Origin of the sequence: Sulfitobacter sp. M39, assembly GCF_021735935.1 — a bacterium.
Classification (GTDB): domain Bacteria; phylum Pseudomonadota; class Alphaproteobacteria; order Rhodobacterales; family Rhodobacteraceae; genus Sulfitobacter.
In genome coordinates this window covers 295,538-316,026 of record NZ_WMDZ01000001.1, presented here as the reverse complement: position 1 = coordinate 316,026, position 20,489 = coordinate 295,538, and the positions used below count along the sequence as shown (strand labels likewise).

The 20,489-nt window shown below is 61.0% G+C and carries 20 protein-coding genes; 8 read left to right on the top strand and 12 right to left on the bottom strand.

The window, feature by feature from the left end; genetic code table 11:
- Positions 1–1,338, top strand: a complete 1,338-nt coding sequence (locus GLP43_RS01525) for a S41 family peptidase (protein ID WP_237277928.1) — start codon at positions 1–3, stop codon at positions 1,336–1,338.
- A gap of 84 nt (positions 1,339–1,422) precedes the next feature.
- On the opposite strand, the gene GLP43_RS01520 is transcribed toward GLP43_RS01525, so the two are convergent.
- From GLP43_RS01520 to ilvD, 6 genes are all read right to left on the bottom strand, one after another.
- Positions 1,423–2,685: a TrkH family potassium uptake protein gene (locus tag GLP43_RS01520; RefSeq protein WP_237279900.1), complete on the bottom strand. Its 1,263-nt coding sequence runs from the start codon at positions 2,683–2,685 to the stop codon at positions 1,423–1,425.
- Positions 2,686–2,762: 77 nt separating this feature from the next.
- Positions 2,763–3,425 (bottom strand): potassium channel family protein, encoded by a 663-nt coding sequence (locus GLP43_RS01515; protein ID WP_237277927.1) that lies wholly within the window; start codon positions 3,423–3,425, stop codon positions 2,763–2,765.
- Positions 3,426–3,498: 73 nt separating this feature from the next.
- Positions 3,499–3,870, bottom strand: a complete 372-nt coding sequence (locus tag GLP43_RS01510) for a hypothetical protein (RefSeq protein ID WP_237277926.1) — start codon at positions 3,868–3,870, stop codon at positions 3,499–3,501.
- A gap of 9 nt (positions 3,871–3,879) precedes the next feature.
- On the bottom strand, positions 3,880–4,653 hold the full coding sequence (locus GLP43_RS01505) for a DUF6478 family protein (protein ID WP_237277925.1): 774 nt from the start codon (positions 4,651–4,653) through the stop codon (positions 3,880–3,882).
- Positions 4,654–4,746: 93 nt separating this feature from the next.
- On the bottom strand, positions 4,747–5,343 hold the full coding sequence (locus GLP43_RS01500; protein WP_237277924.1) for a hypothetical protein: 597 nt from the start codon (positions 5,341–5,343) through the stop codon (positions 4,747–4,749).
- Positions 5,324–7,090 carry a dihydroxy-acid dehydratase gene (gene ilvD / locus GLP43_RS01495; RefSeq protein WP_237277923.1) on the bottom strand — a complete coding sequence of 589 codons (1,767 nt, stop codon included), beginning with the start codon at positions 7,088–7,090 and terminating at the stop codon, positions 5,324–5,326. Before ilvD ends, GLP43_RS01500 begins: the two co-directional genes overlap by 20 nt.
- Before the next feature lie 152 nt (positions 7,091–7,242).
- Here ilvD and GLP43_RS01490 point away from each other — a divergent pair, with 152 nt between their 5' ends.
- The 6 genes from GLP43_RS01490 to GLP43_RS01465 all read left to right on the top strand — a co-directional run bounded on the left by GLP43_RS01490 (position 7,243) and on the right by GLP43_RS01465 (position 14,255).
- Positions 7,243–10,344, top strand: coding sequence for an ABC transporter transmembrane domain-containing protein (locus tag GLP43_RS01490; RefSeq protein WP_237277922.1), 3,102 nt, complete (start codon positions 7,243–7,245; stop codon positions 10,342–10,344).
- Positions 10,341–11,231 carry a CPBP family intramembrane glutamic endopeptidase gene (locus GLP43_RS01485; protein WP_237277921.1) on the top strand — a complete coding sequence of 297 codons (891 nt, stop codon included), beginning with the start codon at positions 10,341–10,343 and terminating at the stop codon, positions 11,229–11,231. The genes GLP43_RS01490 and GLP43_RS01485 overlap by 4 nt, the downstream gene beginning before the upstream one ends.
- A 58-nt stretch (positions 11,232–11,289) precedes the next feature.
- Positions 11,290–12,255, top strand: a complete 966-nt coding sequence (gene accD, locus GLP43_RS01480) for an acetyl-CoA carboxylase, carboxyltransferase subunit beta (RefSeq protein ID WP_237277920.1) — start codon at positions 11,290–11,292, stop codon at positions 12,253–12,255.
- Positions 12,252–13,526 carry a bifunctional folylpolyglutamate synthase/dihydrofolate synthase gene (locus GLP43_RS01475; RefSeq protein WP_237277919.1) on the top strand — a complete coding sequence of 425 codons (1,275 nt, stop codon included), beginning with the start codon at positions 12,252–12,254 and terminating at the stop codon, positions 13,524–13,526. The genes accD and GLP43_RS01475 overlap by 4 nt, the downstream gene beginning before the upstream one ends.
- A 97-nt stretch (positions 13,527–13,623) precedes the next feature.
- Positions 13,624–13,827: a hypothetical protein gene (locus GLP43_RS01470; RefSeq protein ID WP_237277918.1), complete on the top strand. Its 204-nt coding sequence runs from the start codon at positions 13,624–13,626 to the stop codon at positions 13,825–13,827.
- On the top strand, positions 13,800–14,255 hold the full coding sequence (locus tag GLP43_RS01465) for a hypothetical protein (protein WP_237277917.1): 456 nt from the start codon (positions 13,800–13,802) through the stop codon (positions 14,253–14,255). Before GLP43_RS01470 ends, GLP43_RS01465 begins: the two co-directional genes overlap by 28 nt.
- Here GLP43_RS01465 and zapE read toward each other — a convergent pair.
- Positions 14,252–15,310: a cell division protein ZapE gene (gene zapE / locus GLP43_RS01460; RefSeq protein ID WP_237277916.1), complete on the bottom strand. Its 1,059-nt coding sequence runs from the start codon at positions 15,308–15,310 to the stop codon at positions 14,252–14,254. The two genes, GLP43_RS01465 and zapE, sit on opposite strands and share 4 nt — an antisense overlap.
- A gap of 124 nt (positions 15,311–15,434) precedes the next feature.
- Here zapE and GLP43_RS01455 point away from each other — a divergent pair, with 124 nt between their 5' ends.
- Positions 15,435–16,676 (top strand): MFS transporter, encoded by a 1,242-nt coding sequence (locus GLP43_RS01455; protein ID WP_009825556.1) that lies wholly within the window; start codon positions 15,435–15,437, stop codon positions 16,674–16,676.
- Here the strand turns inward: GLP43_RS01455 and GLP43_RS01450 are convergent.
- The 5 genes from GLP43_RS01450 to fghA are packed head-to-tail and all read right to left on the bottom strand — an operon-like array spanning position 16,673 to position 20,484.
- Positions 16,673–17,608, bottom strand: a complete 936-nt coding sequence (locus GLP43_RS01450; RefSeq protein ID WP_237277915.1) for an alpha/beta fold hydrolase — start codon at positions 17,606–17,608, stop codon at positions 16,673–16,675. The two genes, GLP43_RS01455 and GLP43_RS01450, sit on opposite strands and share 4 nt — an antisense overlap.
- Positions 17,605–18,525: an ornithine cyclodeaminase family protein gene (locus GLP43_RS01445; protein WP_237277914.1), complete on the bottom strand. Its 921-nt coding sequence runs from the start codon at positions 18,523–18,525 to the stop codon at positions 17,605–17,607. Before GLP43_RS01445 ends, GLP43_RS01450 begins: the two co-directional genes overlap by 4 nt.
- A complete protein-coding gene (locus tag GLP43_RS01440; RefSeq protein ID WP_237277913.1) occupies positions 18,522–19,142 on the bottom strand; it encodes an HAD family hydrolase in 621 nt (206 codons plus the stop codon). The genes GLP43_RS01445 and GLP43_RS01440 overlap by 4 nt, the downstream gene beginning before the upstream one ends.
- 49 nt (positions 19,143–19,191) lie before the next feature.
- Positions 19,192–19,641: a YaiI/YqxD family protein gene (locus GLP43_RS01435; protein WP_005850449.1), complete on the bottom strand. Its 450-nt coding sequence runs from the start codon at positions 19,639–19,641 to the stop codon at positions 19,192–19,194.
- A 9-nt stretch (positions 19,642–19,650) separates the two neighbouring features.
- Entirely contained in the window at positions 19,651–20,484 is an 834-nt protein-coding gene (fghA, locus tag GLP43_RS01430) for an S-formylglutathione hydrolase (protein ID WP_168592319.1), read from the bottom strand.
- Positions 20,485–20,489 lie beyond the last annotated feature (5 nt).

The window sequence follows — 20,489 nt, the reverse complement described above, 5'->3', positions numbered from 1 at the left end:
ATGAAGAAGTTCGTGATGGCTGCCGTGGGCGGTACGCTGGCAGGGGTAATTGCCACGACGCAGATTGCGGGCCCCTTGCTGGCACAGGAAACTGAAAAGAACAGCAACGTTTATGAACAGCTTGATCTGTTCGGCGACATCTTTGAACGCATCCGTGCGCAATACGTCGAAGAGGTCGACACCGAAGAGCTGGTAGAGGCCGCGATCAACGGCATGCTCACCTCGCTTGATCCACACTCCAGCTACCTGTCGCCGAAAGACGCGTTGAAGATGCGCGACCAGACCCGCGGTGAATTCGGCGGTCTTGGTATCGAGGTGACGCAGGAAGAGGGGTTCGTCAAAGTCGTTTCCCCTATTGATGGCACGCCTGCTTCTGAAGCGGGGATCGAAGCGGGCGATTTCATCACCCATGTGGACGGCGAAAGCCTGCTGGGGCTGACGTTGGATGACGCGGTTGAGCTGATGCGCGGGCCTGTCGGGTCCGAAATCGCGATCACCGTGGTGCGCGAAGGCGAGACCGAACCCTTCGACGTGTCGCTGGTGCGCGATACCATCCAGCTGACCGCGGTGCGCGCCCGTACCGAAGGCGACGCGGTTGTGCTGCGGGTCACCACCTTTAACGAACAGACCTACCCCAAGCTGAAAGAGGGTCTGGAAGAGCAGGTCGAGGCCGCCGGCGGCATCGAGAATGTCAGCGGCTTTGTCGTTGATCTGCGCAACAACCCCGGTGGTCTGCTGAATCAGGCCATCGCCGTGTCGGATGCTTTCCTTGAAGAAGGCGAGATCGTCAGCACCCGTGGCCGCGATGCCGCTGATGGCGATCGCACCAACGCCACCCCCGGCGATCTGGCCGAAGGCAAGCCTATTGTGGTGCTGATCAACGGTGGCTCTGCCTCGGCTTCCGAGATCGTTGCCGGTGCCCTGCAAGACCACCGTCGCGCGATTGTCGTCGGGACCAAAAGCTTTGGCAAAGGGTCGGTGCAGACGATCATGCCGCTGCGCGGTGAAGGGGCGATGCGCCTGACCACAGCGCGGTACTACACGCCGTCGGGCCGCTCCATTCAGGCGCTTGGCGTGTCCCCCGACATCATCGTCGCCCAGCCACCGGCACAGCCTGCAGACACCGAGGAAGAGGATGCAACAGCACGCCCCCTGCGGTCCGAAGCAGACCTGCGCGGCAGCCTGAACAACGACAGCCTGACCGACGATCAGGTCGATCAGATCATGGAAGACCGCGCCAAGGCCGAAAAAGCCGCTTCCTTGCGGGAAGAGGATTACCAGCTGGCCTATGCCATCGATATCCTCAAAGGCCTGTCCGCCTTGGGCCCGAAGAAGTAAGCGCAACGATCACGCGTTAGCATTAAGGACCGGTCCGCAGATAGGCGGGCCGGTTTTTTTGTTGCGTGGTCAAGGGGCGGGTGTTCAGCCCAGATAGACCTTGCCTTCGGGGTAGCGCACGCGGGGCACCGATTGCGTCGCCAGAAAGAACCCGATGGTCAGGGGGCCGACGCGGCCCAGAAACATCATCAGCATGATCATCGCGCGGCCGGTGCTATCAAGCTCTGCCGTGGCGCCGCGCGACAGGCCGACGGTGCCAAAGGCCGATGTTGCCTCGAACGCGAGGTCGATGAACTCTCCGTCGTGTTTGATCGACATGATGAAGATGCCCGTCAGGACCAGAAGGATGCTGATCGTGGTCAGCGCCATGACTTTGAACACTTCATCCGGCCCCATCGACCGACCAAAGGCATGCAGGCTGGTACTGCGACGGAAGAAGGCCACGGTGGCGAGGATCAGCACGATGAGCGTGGTCACCTTGATGCCGCCCGCCGTCGACGTGCTGCCGCCGCCGACCAGCATCAGCGTCATGGTCATCAACGCAGTACTCTCGTGGACCTCGGCGTAATCAAGCGTATTAAAGCCCGCTGTCCGTGGCGTGACGGCCTGAAACCAACTGGCCCAAAGCTTGCTGCCAAAGCTGCCGAACTGGCCCAAGGTCGCGGGGTTGCGCCATTCAAGCGCTGCAAACAGCGCCCAAGCCAGCAGGATCAGCACCACCGTGCCGGTGAGCATCAGCTTGCTGTGCAGGCTGAGCCGTCGCCAGCTGCGTTTTTCCCAGATATCGGCCAGCACGATGAACCCGATGCCGCCGATGATGAACAGGGCGGGGATCACGACGTTGATAATCGGATCGCTGACCCAGTTGCTGAGGCTATCGGGAAACAGCGCGAACCCCGCATTGTTGAAGGCAGAAATGCTGAGGAACACCGAATGCCAAAGCCCCTGCGCCAGACCGAATTCGGGCACGAAGACAAAGGCCATCAAGGCAGCACCGATCAGCTCTGCCAGAATGGCGATCTTCAGGATCGCCATCACCAGCGAGGTCAGATTGTAGATGCTCGACTGGTTCAGGTCTTCGCGCAGGATAATCCGTTGCGGCATCCCCAAAGGGATACCAAGCGCAGACAGCACCAGAACGGCAAAGGTCATCAACCCCAAGCCGCCCATCTGGATCAGAGTTGCGATAACCGCCTGCCCGAAGCCGGTAAAGGCGGTGCCGGTATCGACCACCGCCAGCCCCGTCACCGTAACAGCAGAGGTAGAGGTGAACAGCGCGTCCGACAGGCTGATCCCCGCAGTATTCGCCAGCGGAGTCCACAGGATCAATCCACCCAGAACCACCATCGTGAGATAGATCAACACAAGCACCGCGGGCGGGGGCAGAAGCCGCCACGCGCTTTTATGTGACCTTGAAAAGAGCTTCAAAGGCTTGCCGCAAAGCTACGCAGGTCGGTGCGCTGCCCGAGCAGGATCAACAGATCGTCCCGTTGCAATGTGCAGTCCAACCCGTCGCGCCCGATATATTCGCTGCCTCGCATCACCCCCAGACAGCGCAGATCGAACTTCTTGCCGTGGGACAACGTCTCGAGCGATTTGCCCTCAAGCGCTTCGGGGATGCGGAAGTTGACCACGTGGTACCCGTTCCCGAGGCTCACATAGTCGCGCACCAAGGGGTTGTGGATTACCTGCGCGATATGCTGGCCGACTTCGACTTCGGGGTGGATCACGCGGTCGACACCCAGTTTCGACAGGATGCGGTGATGCGTTTTTGTCTTGGCCTTGGCCCAGATCGTCTCGACGCCCAGCAGTTTCAGGTTGATGGCCGACAGGATGCTTGATTCAAGATCGCTGCCCATGGCGACCAGCGCCATCGAACAGTCGCCCAACCCGGCCTCGCGCAGGGCGGCATCATCGCGGGCGTCCACGATGACGGCTTGGCTCAGCTTTTCGACATGGTTACTGACGCGCTGATCGTTCAGGTCCACGCCGATCACGTAGTTGCCAAAACGCTGCAACTCGGTTGCGACCGTAGAGCCAAAGTTGCCAAGGCCGATCACGCCGATAGTCCGTCTTTTCACTGCCATCACGAGGGTCCTCTGAAGGGCTCAGTCTTGCCAAGGGATACATCGCGTCACAGGGGCAAGCAAGCAAGGGCCGTCAGGTCGTTTCGACGCAGTGCCGCCGGAACGCACGTTTCAGCATATCAAGCTCGGCGCGCAGCAAATCCACCTCGGCGCGCAAATCGGGGCCGGTGACCTCGTCCCCGATCAGGGTGATGTTGGCCAACGTCGTGCCAGACGCGCGGTCGACCACCAGCAATGTATGCAGACCATCGGCGATTGCGGCTGCGGGCACAGGGATGCTGAGCACCCAGTGATCCGATGACGCGTCATGCTCCAACTGCACCCCCGCGACATCGGCATCGGCGTGGGTGACCACAAGATCGGGTTTGGTATCGTCCGCGCCGGTCACGATCCCTTGCCAGGTGCCGTCGCGCATCTGGGTTTTGGTGAGGGTCAGGTTGCTCATGCGGGGCTCCTACAACTGGGCGCGGGGGCGGCGCGAAAAGGTCAGGTCACGCAGCATGATCTGGTTCATTTCGGGCCCTTCAAAAATCAGGTCGATCCAGGCTTTCTCGACGCGTTTTTCGTTCAGGTTGGAATAGGCGAGGTCGAATTCTGCCGTGACCTCGGATTTGTTCAGTGGCAGTTCCTGCACCATTTGTTCAGTGTTAGGCCCGTGGCGGATGTTCAGGCGGGCGAAAATCTCGATCGGTTTCTCCATCTCGATCACGGCGTCCACGCGCAGGACATGGCTGCGCTTCATCCCGTCAACGCAATCATCCTGCAGGTCCAGCACCAGCGACAGGAAAGATCCGTCGAAACGGTAGACCTCAAGCCGAAGCCCATAGGGGGCCAGATGGTTTTCTTCGAGGTTGCGGATTTGCCGGATGCCGAGTTCGGACAGGGTGCAGTCGTGGAAAATCGTGACCTCATCGCCCATGGTCGCCTTGGATTGCACCGACGACAGCCCCGATCTGGTCAAGGGCGCGCGCCAAAGTTGCGGGCGCCAGGACCAATCGGTGTTATGGGGCCGAGAGAATTTGTTAGAACCGATGCGGGGCAGGGCAAGCCGGTCTTCGGCGGTGTAGATCAGCTTGTCCAGATGTCGACACAAGGCGCGTGCTTGACCTGCTTGTTTGCGCAGCACGGACAGTTCTGTCTGGGGGGCACGGTCGGCTTTGGCGGACCAGCGGCGGGTAAACCGCGCGATCAAGGCGCTGTCGATCAGCTTTTTCCCGAGTTTGCGCATGTGCCTGTTGCCCCGATTACGAATGGGTTGTTGGTCGTACCCTACCGTCTGTAGCGTGGGGGCACAAATGAAATGGGCCAAGGGGCCGGCGCGCTAGTTGCGTTGCGCGACGGTGGTTTTCGCAGGCGCACTGGCGTCGATGCTGCGGGTGATCAACTGTGTCAGAACCCTTCGGCCAGAGGCGCTGACGATCTCGCCGCGTTCGGGGCCGTAGACGGCGATACCGGCGGTTTGCGTGCCCATCCGTGCGACGCCGCGCCATTGGTTGGGGGAAAGCCCACCGACAGGAATACGCCCCTGCGCGCGGAAGGTTACGCTTTGGTCGCCTTTCTCCACAGCGCTCACGTTCTGGAGCGAGGTTTCAGCCGCGATCTGCTGGGCGCTTGGCAGGGGGCCGGGTTTAGACTGGGTCAGGCTGACCGTGATCAACCCGCGCGGTGCTGCCCCCGCAGAGGCAGGGGCCCCTAATCCGTCACAGCGTGCCATCACGGCAAAGCGCGCTTCGAGGCTGGTTTGGTCGATGCAGAAACCATCGGGGGCGACCAGTTCGACCCCTCCGGCCATTTTCGCGCGTGACAACGGCGGCTTGGCGGCACCCGAGGACGCGCCAAGCCCCTGCCCGCCCTCGCAGGCGGTCAGAAGCATCACGCCAAAGGCGGCAAGCGGACCTTTACAGGTCCATGTAGTCATGTGTCTCCGCCTTCGCGCCGGGATGCGTCACCGCACCAAGATAGGTTGGGCCCACAAGCTGCGCGTATTTCCACAGTGCGCCGCTTTGATAGTTGGTTTTGCGGGCACCGGGCCAAGCCGCTTTGCGCTCTGCCATTTCCTCGTCCGAGATATCGACCGAGATCGAACCGGTGATCGCGTTCAGCGTGATCATGTCGCCCTGTTTGAGCAAGGCAATCGGTCCGCCATGTGCGGCTTCGGGGCCGACGTGACCAACGCAGAAACCCCGTGTCGCGCCGGAGAAACGGCCGTCGGTGATCAGTGCCACCTTTTTGCCCATGCCCTGACCGGACAGGGCCGCCGTGGTCGCCAGCATTTCACGCATGCCGGGGCCACCAGCGGGGCCTTCGTTGCGGATCACAAACACGTCGCCTTCGCTGTAGGCGCGGTTTTGCACGGCCTCGAATGCGTCCTGTTCACATTCAAAGATCAGCGCCGGACCGGTAAAGACGATGTCTTCTTCGGACATGCCAGCGATTTTCACGATGGCCCCTTCGGGGGCCAAGTTGCCCTTCAGACCAACGACGCCGCCGGTCTTGCTGATCGGTGTTTCGATCGCGTGGATCACCTTGCCGTCGGCCTCGCGTTCGATCTTGTCGAGCTCTTCGCCGATGGACAGGCCCGAGGCGGTCAGACAGTCATCATGCAGCAGGCCAGCCTTGCGCAGTTCCTTCATCACAACAGGCACGCCGCCCGCGTCATACAGGTCTTTTGCTACATGCGACCCACCGGGTTTCATGTCGACGAAATAGGGGGTTTCGCGGAAGATGTCGCACACATCGCTGAGGTTAAAGTCGATACCCGCCTCGGCGGCCATAGCGGGCAGGTGCAGACCGGCATTGGTCGATCCGCCGGTGCAGGCCACGATACGCGCCGCGTTCTCGAATGCTTCGCGGGTGCAGATGTCGCGCGCGCGGATGTTCTTTTCGATCAGGTTCATGACGGCTTCACCCGAGGCCGCGGCATAGGCGTCGCGGGATTCATAGGGCGCAGGCATGCCAGAGGAGTTCAATAGCGCCAGACCGATTGCCTCGGACACGCAGGCCATGGTGTTGGCGGTGAACTGGCCCCCGCAGGCACCGGCTGTCGGGCAAGCGACGCGCTCCAGAACCTCAAGCGCGGCTTGCGACATGCTGCCGTTCTGGTAGTTGCCCACGGCCTCGAACACGTCTTGCACGGTCAGGTCGCGGCTGGCGAAATCGGCAGGCACATCGGCCCCTTCCGGGACTTTGCCCGGCAGGATCGACCCACCGTAAAGGAATACCGACGGCACGTTCAGCCGCAGCATCGCCATCATCATGCCCGGCAGCGATTTGTCACAGCCCGCAAGGCCGACAATCGCATCGTAGCAGTGCCCGCGCATTGTCAGCTCTACCGTGTCGGCAATCGCTTCGCGCGACGCCAGAGAAGAGCGCATGCCCTCGTGGCCCATGGCGATCCCGTCGGTGACGGTGATGGTGGTGAATTCACGCGGCGTGCCTTGCTGCGCCTTGACGCCGACCTTGACCGCTTGGGCCTGACGGTTCAGCGCGATGTTACAGGGGGCCGCTTCGTTCCAGCAGGTTGCCACGCCCACCAGAGGCTGGTGAATCTCTTCTTCGGTCATGCCCATTGCGTAGTAATAGGACCGGTGCGGTGCGCGCTCTGGCCCTTCGGTCACGTGCCGGCTTGGCAGTCTGGATTTATCAAAGCGGGTGTTGGTGGACATGTGGCAGGCCTCCCTGAGTGGACGTTTACACCGGAATAGCCACCCAGCCCTGTCGCTGCAAGGCTCAAGCCACCAGTTGAACAGCGCGGGCTGTGGGCTTAGGTGTTAAATAATCCTTGGCTCTGTGCCGCCCCTAGCGAAAGCGACCCTGCATGGAGCATTCGATTTTTTCCTTTATTTGGAAATACTCCCGACGTGACCAACTGGTTTTGCTTGTCCTCACGCTGATTACCTTCCCGATCCTCTACATCACCCTCGAACTGCCCAAGCGCATCATCAACGATGCCATCGGGGCAGAGACCGATGTGATCGACGTTTTCGGAATGTCGTTCAGTCAGGTGCAGTTCCTGATGGTGCTGTGTTTTGCCTATCTTTTCTCGGTGCTGATCCACGGCCTGATGAAGATGCGTTTGAACACGATGAAGGGGGTGCTGGCAGAGCGGCTACTGCGTCGCTTCCGCTATCAGTTGATCGCGCGGATGATGCGTTTTCCGCGCAGCTATTTCGAAAACACCAGTCAGGGCGAGCTGGTGTCGATGGTCACCTCGGAGGCAGAGCCGATGGGCGGGTTGATGGGCGATGCGGTCGCCCAGCCTGTGTTCCAGGCGGGGCAGATGCTGATCATCCTGCTGTTCCTGTTCCTGCAATCCCCGTGGTTCGGGTTGGCGGGCGTCGCATTGATCCCGTTGCAGGCGTATCTCATCCCGATGCTGCAGCGGCAGATCAACCTGCTGAACAAACAGCGGATCAAGGAAGTGCGGCACCTGTCGTCTGAAATCGGCGAGACCGCCGCCGGTATCACCGATCTGCGCACCAACGGCGGCTGGCGCTACCGACTGGCGCTGTTCACCGACCGGCTGGGCCAACTGTTCGAGGTCCGCTTCCAGATCTATCAGAAGAAATTCTTCATGAAGTTTCTCAACAACTTCATCACCCAGCTGACACCGTTCTTTTTCTATGCCGTGGGGGGGTATCTTGCGATCAAGGGGCAGATCACGGTGGGCGCGCTGGTCGCGGCCTTGGCCGCCTACAAGGATTTGTCGAGCCCTTGGAAGGAACTGCTGACCTATTACAACCAGACGCAGGACATGTCGTTGCGGTGGGATGTGGTCGTCGAACGTTTCGCCCCCCGAGGAGAGATCGACGCCAGCTTGTTCGAGGGGGAACCGGCCGATATTCCCCATCTGCGCGGGCCGATCGTGCTGGAACATGTGTCTTTGCGGACGCCGGACGGCAATACCGTTCTGGACGATCTGAACCTTGAAATCCCCAAAGGCGCGCGCGTTGCGATCGAGATGCCAAACCAGACGGAACGCACGGCCTTGGCAGAGATTTTGACCCGAGAGGCCGTGCCAAGCCGGGGCCGGATCACCATGGCGGGGCATAATCTGGCAGAGCTGCATCAGGCGGTGCTGGCCGCGCGGATAGGCTATGCGCATTCACACCCCTATCTGTTTCAGGGCACCATCGGGGACAACCTGCTGATGTCGCTACGCTCCAGCCCCAAAACGGTGCTGTGGGATCCGCAAAAAACGGACCGCGCGGCGATTGAAACGCAGCGTTCGGGCAATAGTCTGGACAGTACCAAAGCGGATTGGCTCGATCCTGGACTGGCCGATCTGAACACGCGCGCGGACATCAACGATTGGTGGTATCAGCTGGTCAGCGCCGTCGGCACGCAGGACCTGATGTTCCGCCGCATGGCTGCGGACCGGATGGATCCCGAAAAACACCCCGAACTGGCTGCCCGCGTTGTCGCTTTGCGCGACGAGGTGCACGAACGGCTGAAAGAGCAGGAGCTTGATAAAGTGGTTCACCGGTTCGACCCGGACCGCTTTAACCCTGCGTTGGCGCTTGGGGGGAACCTGATGTTCGCCGCGCCAATTCGCAGCATTTCCCAAGCAGGTCTGGCGCTTGAACGCAGCTTTCTTGCGATGATCATCGAACAGGGGCTCGCCGAGCAGGGCATCGCGATCTCGCAGACACTGGTCGAGACGCTGCACCAGACCTTTGGGCGGGATGGCACCGACCACCCGCTGTTCACAGCCCTCGGCATCGAGGAAGACCTGTACGAACAGCTGGTCGATATTGCCCTACGCCGCCGCGCCAGTGGGGACGAAGCCCTAAGCGAGGACGAATTCTCGCTGCTGCTGACCGTACCCTTTGCCTTTACCGCCGAACAGATCGGGCCAGCTTTCCCGGCGACATTCAAGGACGAGATCCTGAAGATCCGCAAGCATCAGGGGGCCGCGATGCGCGAGCGGGCGCGGGATCTGTTCGTGCCGATTGCGCCTGACCAGTATTTGCCGCGTCTGACGATACTCGAAAACGTGCTGTATGGTCGGATCTCTGCGGTGGCGGGGCTTCAGGCGGACCTGATCCTTGATGTGGTCGCCGAAGTGTTCAAGAAGCACGGGCTGCAACAGGACGTGGCGATCAACGTCTTTGATTTGCCGGTCAATATCGGTGGTTCGAACATCGCCACGACGTTTCAGGAACGCGCAGGGTTTAGCCGTGCCGCGATGAAGCGGCCTGATATCCTGATCATGAACCAGTCGCTGGCAGGACATGACGCCGAAGGTTTGTCGCGTTTGCGTGACAAGATCAGTGAATTGCTGCCCGAAACAACGCAAATCTTTATCGACAGCAATTTTGCAAACCCTGACGATTTCGACATGTATATCAAGATCCGCGGTGGCCGCGTGGACGGTCTGGCGCAAGTTGATACCCCAAGCCAGGACGACAGCATCTCGGACGATTTGCGACGCAAGCTGCGGATCATCGCGCGCAACGACTTGTTCGGCAACCTCGACCCGCGCAACCAGCGTCTGCTGGCGTTTGCGGCGCAGTGGTACACCGTCGCACAGGGAGAGATGGTCTTTGCTCAAGACCAACGGCCAGATGCGGTCTACCTCTGTCTGTCGGGCAAGGGAGAGCTGAGCTGGCGCGACCCCGAAGGGTTGGCGCATCACGTCTCGACCGTCGAAAAGGGGCGGTTGATCGGTGACCTTGCGGTCATCGTGAACGAGCCGCGGCAGATGGATTTTGTCGCCCTCGAAGACAGCCGTTTCCTTCGGATCGGCGCGGATCAATTCAAGTCGGTGGTTGAAAACGACCGTGTGATCCTGCTGAGCCTCCTACGCACGGTATCAAGCCATCTGACCAACGCCGCCGACTTGCTTCGTGCTGCGCGGGTGGATATCCCGCGCGAAGACGAAGCCTTGCCCCCACCCGTAGGAGACGACCCCGCGTGACCCGATACGCTGCTCACAAAGCCTTTTTCGCCCCTGCGATCCCCTCGGCGGCACCGTGGCGGCTGATCCTCGGGTTCCTTGCGGCAACCGCGATCTACCTGCTGCTCAACAACCTGATGTTCACCACCCTGTTCAAGCTAATGGGGCCGCGTGCGGACGGGTTTTATGACAGCTTGCTGTCAGGCAAGACGCCGATGGCGATGTTCCTGCTGCTTGGCAGCTTCGGGTTGATGATCGTCGGCGTGGCCGTGGTGACACGGGTGATCCACAAACGTCCCGTGCGTGGTCTGATCGGCCCGTCGGGGCTGGTGGTGCCGCAGTTCTGGGCCGTGCTCAAGATGCTGGTGCTGCTTGGTGCGGTGACCTATTTGCTGCCACCGTGGAACCTTGGCGCGCCCTATGTGCCCAACCTCGCGCTTGGCACATGGCTGATGTTGCTGCCGTTTTCGCTGCTCGGGGTGTTGGTACAGGTCAGCGCCGAAGAGATCGTCTTTCGCGGTTATGTCCAGCAGCAACTGGCGGCACGGTTCAACTCTCCGCTGGTGTGGATGGTGCTGCCGGCCGTGATTTTCGCACTTGGGCACTATCTTCCCGATCAGGCCGGCGAAAATGCGCTGGTCATAGCACTTTGGGCCGGTGTCTTCGGGATGTTGATGGCCGATCTGACCGCGCGGGCAGGGTCGCTGGGGCCAGCCATTGCAGTGCATTTTTGCAATAATGTCGCGGCGATCGTCATCACCTCTCTGCCCGATGACCTATCGGGTTTGGCGCTGTATCTGACCCCCTTCGGGATGGATGATGTTGACGCGTTGCGCGCGTGGTTGCCCGTCGATTTCGCGCTGATGCTGGTCAGCTGGCTTGCCGCGCGGCTGGCGATCCGCCGTTGATTGCAATTTACTGCGCGTCAGCTTATTTGGAAGGCGAAACTGGAAGCAAAGGTTCACCATGAACTGGATCAACAACTACGTCCGTCCTCGGATTAACTCCATCTTCTCGCGTCGCGAGACGCCGGACAATCTGTGGACGAAATGCGAAGAATGCGGCACCATGCTGTTCCACCGCGAGGTGTCGGACAACCTGAACGTCTGCACCAGCTGTGGTCACCACATGGCGATTACCCCGCGTGAACGCTTCAAGGCGCTGTTCGACGGCGGCATCTTTACCGAGGTCAAAGTCCCCGCGCCGACGCCGGATCCTTTGCATTTTCGCGATCAAAAGAAATACCCCGACCGCTTGAAAGCCGCCCAAAGGCAAACAGGCGAAGCCGAAGCGATGCTGGTCGCCACCGGTGAAATCGGCCGCACGCCGATCGTCGCGGCGGGGCAGGATTTCTCGTTTATGGCCGGGTCCATGGGTATGTATGTCGGCAACGCTATCATCGCCGCAGCTGAAAAAGCGGTTAAGCTGAAATGCCCGCTGGTGCTCTTCTCCGCCGCCGGTGGCGCGCGTATGCAGGAAGGCATCCTGAGCCTGATGCAAATGCCGCGCACCACCATCGCCGTGCAGATGCTGAAAGAAGCGGGGCTGCCCTATATCGTCGTTCTGACCCACCCCACGACCGGTGGTGTCACGGCGAGCTATGCGATGCTGGGGGACGTGCAGATTGCGGAACCCAATGCGCTGATCTGCTTTGCCGGCCCTCGCGTGATTGAACAGACCATTCGCGAAAAGCTGCCCGAAGGCTTCCAGCGCGCCGAATATCTGCTGGACCACGGCATGCTGGACCGCGTGACACCGCGCACCCAGATGCGGGACGAGTTGATCGACATCACGCGGATGCTGATGAAGCTGCCGCCCGCGGTGCGCGGCGATCTGCCTGCGCCAACCGAAGGCGGCGATATTGCCCATGCGCTGACGCCAGAACCCGATGCGGCCCCCAAAGCCGAAGCGGCGGAACCCAAGGCGAAATGACGCAGAACACATCGGATGCAGTGCTGGCGCGTATGATGGCGCTGCATCCCAAGATTATCGACCTGACGCTGGATCGCATGTGGCGGCTGCTGGACGCTTTGGGCAACCCCCAGAACGACCTGCCACCCGTGATCCATATTGCCGGCACCAACGGCAAAGGCTCGACACAGGCGATGATCCGTGCGGGACTTGAGGCGGATGGCCATCGCGTCCACGCCTATACCTCGCCCCATCTGGCGCGCTTTCACGAACGCATCCGCCTTGCCGGAGAGCTGATCTCCGAAGCCGCGCTGACCGAGATGCTGGATGAATGTTACGCTGCGAATAACGGCGAGAGCATCACGTATTTCGAGATCACAACCTGCGCCGCGCTGCTGGCCTTTGCCCGTACGCCGGCGGATTATACCCTGCTTGAGGTCGGCCTTGGCGGGCGTTTGGACGCGACCAATGTGATCGACCAGCCTGCACTGACCGTCATCACGCCGGTGTCGATTGATCACCAACAGTTTCTGGGCACGACCCTGCCGGAGATTGCGGGTGAAAAAGCTGGCATCATCAAACGTCGCGTGCCCTGCATCGTCGGCCCGCAACAAGATGCCGCGCTCGAGGTGATAGAGACACAGGCGGCACGCCACCACGCCCCCGTTTTTGCCTATGGCCAGCAGTGGCATGTGGCCCCCGAAGCCGGACGCATGGTCTATCAGGATGACACGGGTCTACTGGATCTGCCCAAGCCTAACTTGTTGGGCGCGCACCAGATTTCCAACGCCGGTGCGGCTTTGGCGGCATTGCGGCAATTGGGTGCTTCCGCCCAAGCGTGCGAGGCCGCTGTGACCCGCGCCGAATGGCCCGCCCGAATGCAACGTCTGCGTCACGGGCCGCTGATCGACGCAGCGCCGCAGGCAGAATTGTGGCTGGATGGCGGGCACAACCCCGCTGCGGGCGACGCCATCGCGGCGGTGCTAGCGGACATGCCCGCCCGCCCCACATTCCTGATCTGTGGCATGTTGAATACCAAGGATATCGGCGGCTACCTGCGCCCTATCGCAGGCCATGCAGAGCAATTGTTCGCCGTCTCTATCCCCGGTGAAGCAGCGACGTTGCCGGCCACCGAAACCGCGCGCGCAGCGATCGACGTCGGCTTGACCGCGCAAGAGGCATCTAGCGTCGCCGAAGCGCTTGCAACCATTGTCGCGAAGGTGCCGCATGCGCGGGTGTTGATCTGCGGTTCGCTCTATCTGGCAGGAGCAATTTTGCGGGAAAACGGATAGCCTTTTAACAATTAGAATTGGCTATATTTACGATTTGTAGGGAATTTGCGTCCTAAGGTCCGAGGGTAACATTTTTGCCTTTGGGGGGACCAATGCAATGACCAATACGTATCAGAATTTCCTTGCGCTGCGCAGGATGGTGTTCGGCCATCTCCGTCTGCTCGCAATCTTTGTCGGTGTGACCTTTATCGTCGATCACTGGCGATCTTCCGGGGGCCACGACGCCGCGCAGGGCTATGCCAATGGGCGCGTCGCGCATTTGGCCACCCCTTTGTGCCGCTGTCACCAGCGACCCTGCTGAACAAGATGCACAAAGACGCCTCTTTTGACGTGGGCAATGCAGTCAGCGCGATCGTCCAATCGTTCGACGATAGCAAACGGGGCCAAGTGCTTGAATCCTACCTGATCTGGGCGATCAGCACGGAACGGTCGGACAGCTATATTGATACTTTGCTGAACAGCGCTGCGGCCAAGGGCGATTTCAAAGTACCTCCAGTGCTTACGACAGTCTCTGGTACGCTGGATACGGCAGGTTTGCTGACGGCGGTTGTTGTCGCTGAACGCAAGGCATCGGCCGCCCGCCCGACTGACGGCGATCAAGCTCATGCTCGCGACGGGCAGCAGATCCGCCAGTCCGTCGCATTTTACCACGATCAGGCCGCGCCACTCTATCTGGCTGCAGTCGATCTGCAGAGGGATGGGTACGCCCCGGGGCGGCGGCGCAATTAAGCGCCCCAGCCTTCCCCCTGCATTTCGCGCAGACGCGATGCCGTACGCTCGAACTCGAAGGTGCCTTCACCCTCCAGATACAGCATTTCGGGTTCGGCCGCGGCTGAGCAGATCAGCCTCACCTTAGCCTCGTACAGCGCGTCGATCAGGGTCACAAAGCGCCTCGCTTCATTAAAGTTTGACCGGCCAAGGCTGGGGATGTCATCCAGCATCAACACGCGCACGGCCTCTGCCAATGTCAGATAATCCGCCGCACCCAAGGGGCGACCACAAAGCGCGTGGAACTTGGCGCGGGCGACACCGTTGCGAAACTCCGGCACGACGACATCGCGCCCCTTCACCCGCAGGATCAGCTCCTCCCCCGGGCCGCCAGCCAGATCATCCCAGACGGCATTCATCGCGGCACGGCTCTCTGGGTTGACGGGGGTGAAATAGGATTTCGTACCCGCCAACCGGTCCTGTCGGTAGTCGCGCGGGCTGGCGAGCTCCATCACCTTCATCTTCTCTTTGATCAATTCGATGAAGGGCAGGAATATCTGGCGGTTCAGACCGTCTTTATAGAGGTCATCCGGTATCCGGTTCGACGTTGTAACCACCACCACACCAGCTGCAAAAAGCGCTTCAAACAGCCGGCCAACGATCATGGCGTCGGTGATGTCGGTGATCTGCATCTCGTCAAAAGCCAGCAGCTTCACGCTATTCGCGACCTCGGCTGCGACTGGCGCAATCGCATCGTCGACTCCTGTTTTCCGCGCCTCATGCATCGCGCTGTGAATTTCCTGCATGAACGCGTGGAAATGCACCCGCCGCGTTGGCACATCGCCCATATTTGCCGCGAACATATCCATCAGCATCGACTTGCCGCGCCCCACACCACCCCAAAGATACAGACCCTGCGGTGGCTCGGGGGCGCGCTTGAAAAAGCCCTTTTTCTGCGGGGCCATCAGGGCGCTGCGAATGCGGTCAAGCTCTGGCAGCACGGCCTCTTGCGCGGGGTCCGGCGACAGGCTGCCGTCGGCAACGCGGTTATCGTAAATGGTGCGTAAATCGGTCATGCCTTTGGCTTACAATGTGCCACAGGCTTTGGAAAGAACCCCCGCAGGCCGATATGCGCGCATGTTTGAAATTGACGGCCCCGGTTTCAAAGCTACGGTGGCGGCACGTGCTTCGAGGGACATCATGGAAAAAAATACGTCAATCTTCACACCGGTGCTGATCGTCGGCTGTCTGATCATCATGGTGAGCTTTGCCGTGCGTGCCTCTTTTGGCGTTTTTCAGATCCCCATCGCGGAAGAGTTCGGCTGGCTCCGCTCCGAATTCTCGCTGGCGATCGCGATCCAGAACCTCGCCTGGGGCATCGGCCAGCCGATTTTTGGCGCGATGGCCGAGAAGATCGGAGACCGCCGCGCCATTATCATCGGGTCCGTGGTCTATGCCGTGGGTCTGGTGCTGTCGGCCAATTCGGTGTCACCGATTGAACACCAAACCTATGCGTGGTTGGTGGGTTTCGGGATCGCGGGAACGGGCTTTGGCGTGATTTTGGCCGTGGTTGGCCGCGCCTCAACGGCCGAGAACCGGTCCATGTCGCTGGCCATTGCCACTGCGGCGGGCAGCGCGGGTCAGGTCTTTGGTGCGCCAGTGGCGGAATGGTTGCTGGGGTTCCTCAGCTGGCAGGCGACCTTCCTTGTCTTTGCGGGCGCGATCATGGCGATGTTGTTGACGCTGCCGTTGATGCGCGCCCCCGCGATGGCCAGCAAGGCCGAGCTGGAGGAAAGCCTGTCGCAAATCCTGGGCAAGGCGCTGCGTGACCCGACATTTACCTTCATCTTTATCGGATTCTTTTCCTGCGGCTATCAGCTGGCCTTTATCACCGCGCATTTTCCCGCCTTCGTAACCGAACTTTGCGGCCCGATCCTTGCGGGTGGCGTGCTGCATAACATCGGGATCACGACAACCTCTGCCCTTGGGGCGGTGGCGATTTCCCTGATCGGTTTGGCCAATATCGCCGGAACATTGCTGGCGGGGTGGGCGGGCAAACGCTATTCCAAAAAGTACCTGCTGGCTGCGATCTATACCGGACGTACCGTGATTGCGGCGTTGTTTATCCTACTGCCGATCACGCCGGTGTCGGTCATCCTGTTCTCTATCGGGATGGGCGCATTGTGGTTGGCGACGGTGCCGCTGACCAGCGGGCTGGTCGCGCATATTTATGGGCTGCGCTATATGGGCACGCTCTATGGGATCGTGTTTTTCAGCCATCAGTTGGGCAGTTTTATGGGAGTCTGGCTGGGCGGGCGGATGTATGACGCGTACGGCGATTACACCGCCGTGTGGTGGATCGGTGTGGCCGTGGGCGCGTTCAGCGCGCTGATCCATTTGCCCATCCGCGAGAAGCGGTTGCCCGGGCTGGTGACGAGCTAATCCGTCGCTTTATCCGCCGTGTCGATATGTGCCTTGATCGCTGCAATGATCTGGGGCGCATGGGTATAGGGCAAGCCGTGGCCCGCGCCTTTGATCACCTCGTGTTCGGCGGCGCGGTTCCATTCGGCAAGGCTGCCGATGGCTGACGCGGGGATCACCTGATCATCCTGCCCCCAAAGCGCCAGCACAGGGATATCATGCGTCCGGATCGCGCGGTGTTCATCCCGCAGCACATCCGCCAGAATACCGCGACGGCTGGCCAGCACCGCAGGAACATAGTGCTTGTAGTCCAGCTGTTCGGCCTGATGGTCGTGGATGTGGCGGACCTGCACGGGGATGTCACGTTCAGCCCTGATGCCGCGCCGGAAGGTCGGCGGGAACAGCGCCAGCATCAGCCAATCGCCGACCAGCGGGGTTTTGGCCATGAAGTCGACCAGCTTGTTCGGCGCCAGCCCCATCCCTGCGGGCGCCAGCAGGATCAGCCGTTCGACACGTTCGGGGAAAGCGGCGGCAAAACACGTCGCGATAGAGCCGCCCATGGAATAACCCAACAGGGTAAAGCTGCCGGTAACGTCCTGATCTTCCAGCAGCTCTTGCAGCTGTTTGATAAAGAACTGGCGGTCTTGCGGGCCGGAGGGGCGGTCGGAATACCCGCGCCCGTAAAGGTCGTAGGTCAGCGTCCGGTAGCCCATCGACGCCAACCCGCGTGCCACCGCGCGCCAGACGATGCTGGGGGTGGTCAGCCCGTGGATACAAACGACGACAGGGCCTTGGGCGGGTCCGGTCCAGGCGTAATGGGTCACGCCGTCGGGCAGCTCTGCGAATTGGCCAAGGGCGCTGCCGCGGTCCGCGTCCTCCATTTCGGCACGGTTGCGTTCGATCACAAGCGGGATTGCGATGATCAGAGCCGCAATGAGAAGAAACCAGATCATCTGTGAGCGCGCCACCGGTCAAGGATATAGCGGCTGGTCATCAGGTCCAGATGTGCGCCGCCGCCGTTTTTGAACAGGGTGATCTCATCCTCTGACTCGCGGGTGAACGCGCCGAGATCATAGTAATCCGCGACGATGTCACTTGCGCTCAGCACACCTTGGGCGATCGGAATCTTCAGCTCGCCGATATGATCAACCGTGGTGTCGAGGCTGTCGACAAAGACCCGGGCACGGGTCAGCGCCGTATCATCCACCTCGCGCATGTCGGGGCGGTAGGCACCGATCAGGTCAAGGTGCTGGCCGGGTTGCAGCCACGCGCCCTTGATCAGCGGTTCGGTCGACATGGTGGCGCTGGTGATGATGTCCGCGCCGCGCACGGCGGTCTCAAGATCATCGGCGATGCGCAGCCCGTCAATATCACGTGCCATCGCCTGCGCATTGGGGGCGGATCGGTTCCATACCGTGAACTGGGCATCGGGGAAGACCGCCCTGTAGGCAGCGTGAAGCCCGCGCCCTTGGGTACCCGCGCCGACGATCAGGATTTTGCGGCTGCCGGGGCGGGAAAGCCTGCGCGCGGCGAGCAGGCTGTCACCGGCGGTTTTCCATTTGGTCACGAGGTGGAAATCTACCAAAGCCTCGAGCCCGCCGTGATCATCTGCGTAAAGCGACACGCCGCCGTTCACCATCGGTGCCCCTTTGGCGGGGTTGTCGGGAAAGATGGTGGCGGATTTCACCGCCAAACCCAGCCCGTCGATCCACGCGGCGCGGTTCAGCAAGGTATCCTTGCCGCGATACAAAAACGTATCCGCGATTTCGGCGCGCGGCAGGTTGTGCCCCTCGGCCAGCGCGTCGGTCAGACCGATCCAGTCCAACAGGGCGTCGCCGGCGTCGAAGGGGATGATGTCGAACTGGGTCATGCGGCCTCTGCTTCGGTCAACAGCCCCGCAGCTACGAGCCTGTCAGCCCAGCCGTCCGGCCCGGTAAAATGATGGGTCTGCCAGCCGCGGGCGTTGGCGGCGTTGATATTATCGATACGGTCGTCGGTGAACAAAAGCGCGTCGCCGGACAGGCCAGCGCTGTCTTCCAACGCGGCATAGATCGCGGGGGCGGGTTTGATCATACCCATATGACCCGAGATGAAATCGCGATCAAAGGCGCGCAGGAAGGGGTAGTGTTCTGCCGCATGATCATAGGATTGGATGCCGAAATTGGTCAACGAAAACACCGGCACGCCCTTGGCCTGCAGCGCCTCTTTCAGCCTGAGAGAGCGGGGGATCTCGGGGGCGGCCATTTCGATCCAGCGATCATGCCACATGCGGATCTCATCGCGCCAGGCGGGGTTGGCTTCGGCGGCGGCATAGATCGTGTCGGTGAAATGCTGGCCGCTATCGACAAGATCGTTCATGCCGTGCAGGTCCACTTCGGCGAACATGGCGCGGCGGCGGTCCTCTCCGATCACGGAGTCATAGAACCGTTCGGGCTGCCATTCGATCAGCACATTTCCGATGTCAAAGACGACTGCCGCTGGTTTCATGTGCTCTTCCTTTTGCCGGGTCGATGGGTGCACCTGCGCCGCCCTTGCCCTATCGTTGTGCCGCGCGAAGCTCGCGTTCTAGCGCGTCCAGAAAACGGGAGCGGTCGGCCTTTGTAAACCCTTTGCCGCCGCCCTGGCGAAACGGGTCCGCGGCGCGCAGGTCGGCCATCAAATCACGTGTCGCCAGCACATTGCCGATATTGGCTGCGGTCAGTGCCTCGCCGTTGTGTTTCAGCACCCGCGCGCCGGCTTCGACGCAGCGGGCGGCAAGAGGAATGTCGCCGGTCACCACGACGTCACCGGGGCCGCAGCGTTCGGCGATCCAGATGTCGGCGATGTCGGGGCCATCGGGGACAATCACGGTTTCGACCAGCGGGTTCTGCGAGGGACGCAGCCCGCCGTTGGACACCACAAACATCCGCACCTTGTGGCGGGTGGCGACGCGTTCCGCCTCTGCCTTCACGGGGCAGGCGTCCGCGTCGATATAAAGTACCGTCATCGCCGCGCCCTATCGCGCATAAAGCGCATCGGCGTGGAAGGCGATGTGGTCTTCCATGAAGGTCGAGATAAAGAAATAGCTGTGATCATAGCCCGGCTGCATCCGCAATGTGGCGTTCTGGCGGGCTTTCGCCATCGCCTCGGCCAATGCTTCGGGTTTCAGCAGATCAAGGAATTGGTCATCGGTGCCCTGATCAATGAGGATCGGCCCGTCAAAGCCGCGTTCCGCCATCAAAAGCGTCGCATCATGTTTGGCCCAGGTCGTCTCGTCACTGCCCAAATAGGCTGCCAGCTGTTTGCGTCCCCAGTCACTGCTGGTTGGATGCGCAATCGGCGCGAAGGCCGAGACCGAGGTAAAGCGCCCCGGCAGGTTCATCGCCAACGTCAGCGCCCCGTGCCCGCCCATGGAGTGGCCGCAGATCGCCTGCCGGTCCATGTCCAGCGCGAAGTTTTCACCCAGCAGCGCCGGCAGTTCGTCGGCGATATAGTCCCACATCTGGAAATGCGGTGCCCATGGGTCTTGGGTGGCGTTCACATAGAAGCCCGCGCCCTTGCCCAGATCATAGGCGTCGTCATCAGCCACATCCTCACCGCGGGGGGAGGTGTCGGGAAAGACCACCGCGATCCCGTGTTCCGCGGCCCATGCCTGCGCTCCGGCTTTGGTCATCGCGTTTTCATGGGTGCAGGTCAGCCCCGACAGGAACCACATCAAGGGCACCGGGCCCTGCTGCGCTTCTTCGGGCAGGAACAGCGCAAAGGTCATGTCGCAGTTGCAGGCGGTGGAACGGTGGGAATAGACGCCTTGGGTGCCTCGGAAGCTGGCGTTTTCGGAAATCGTTTTCATCGGGC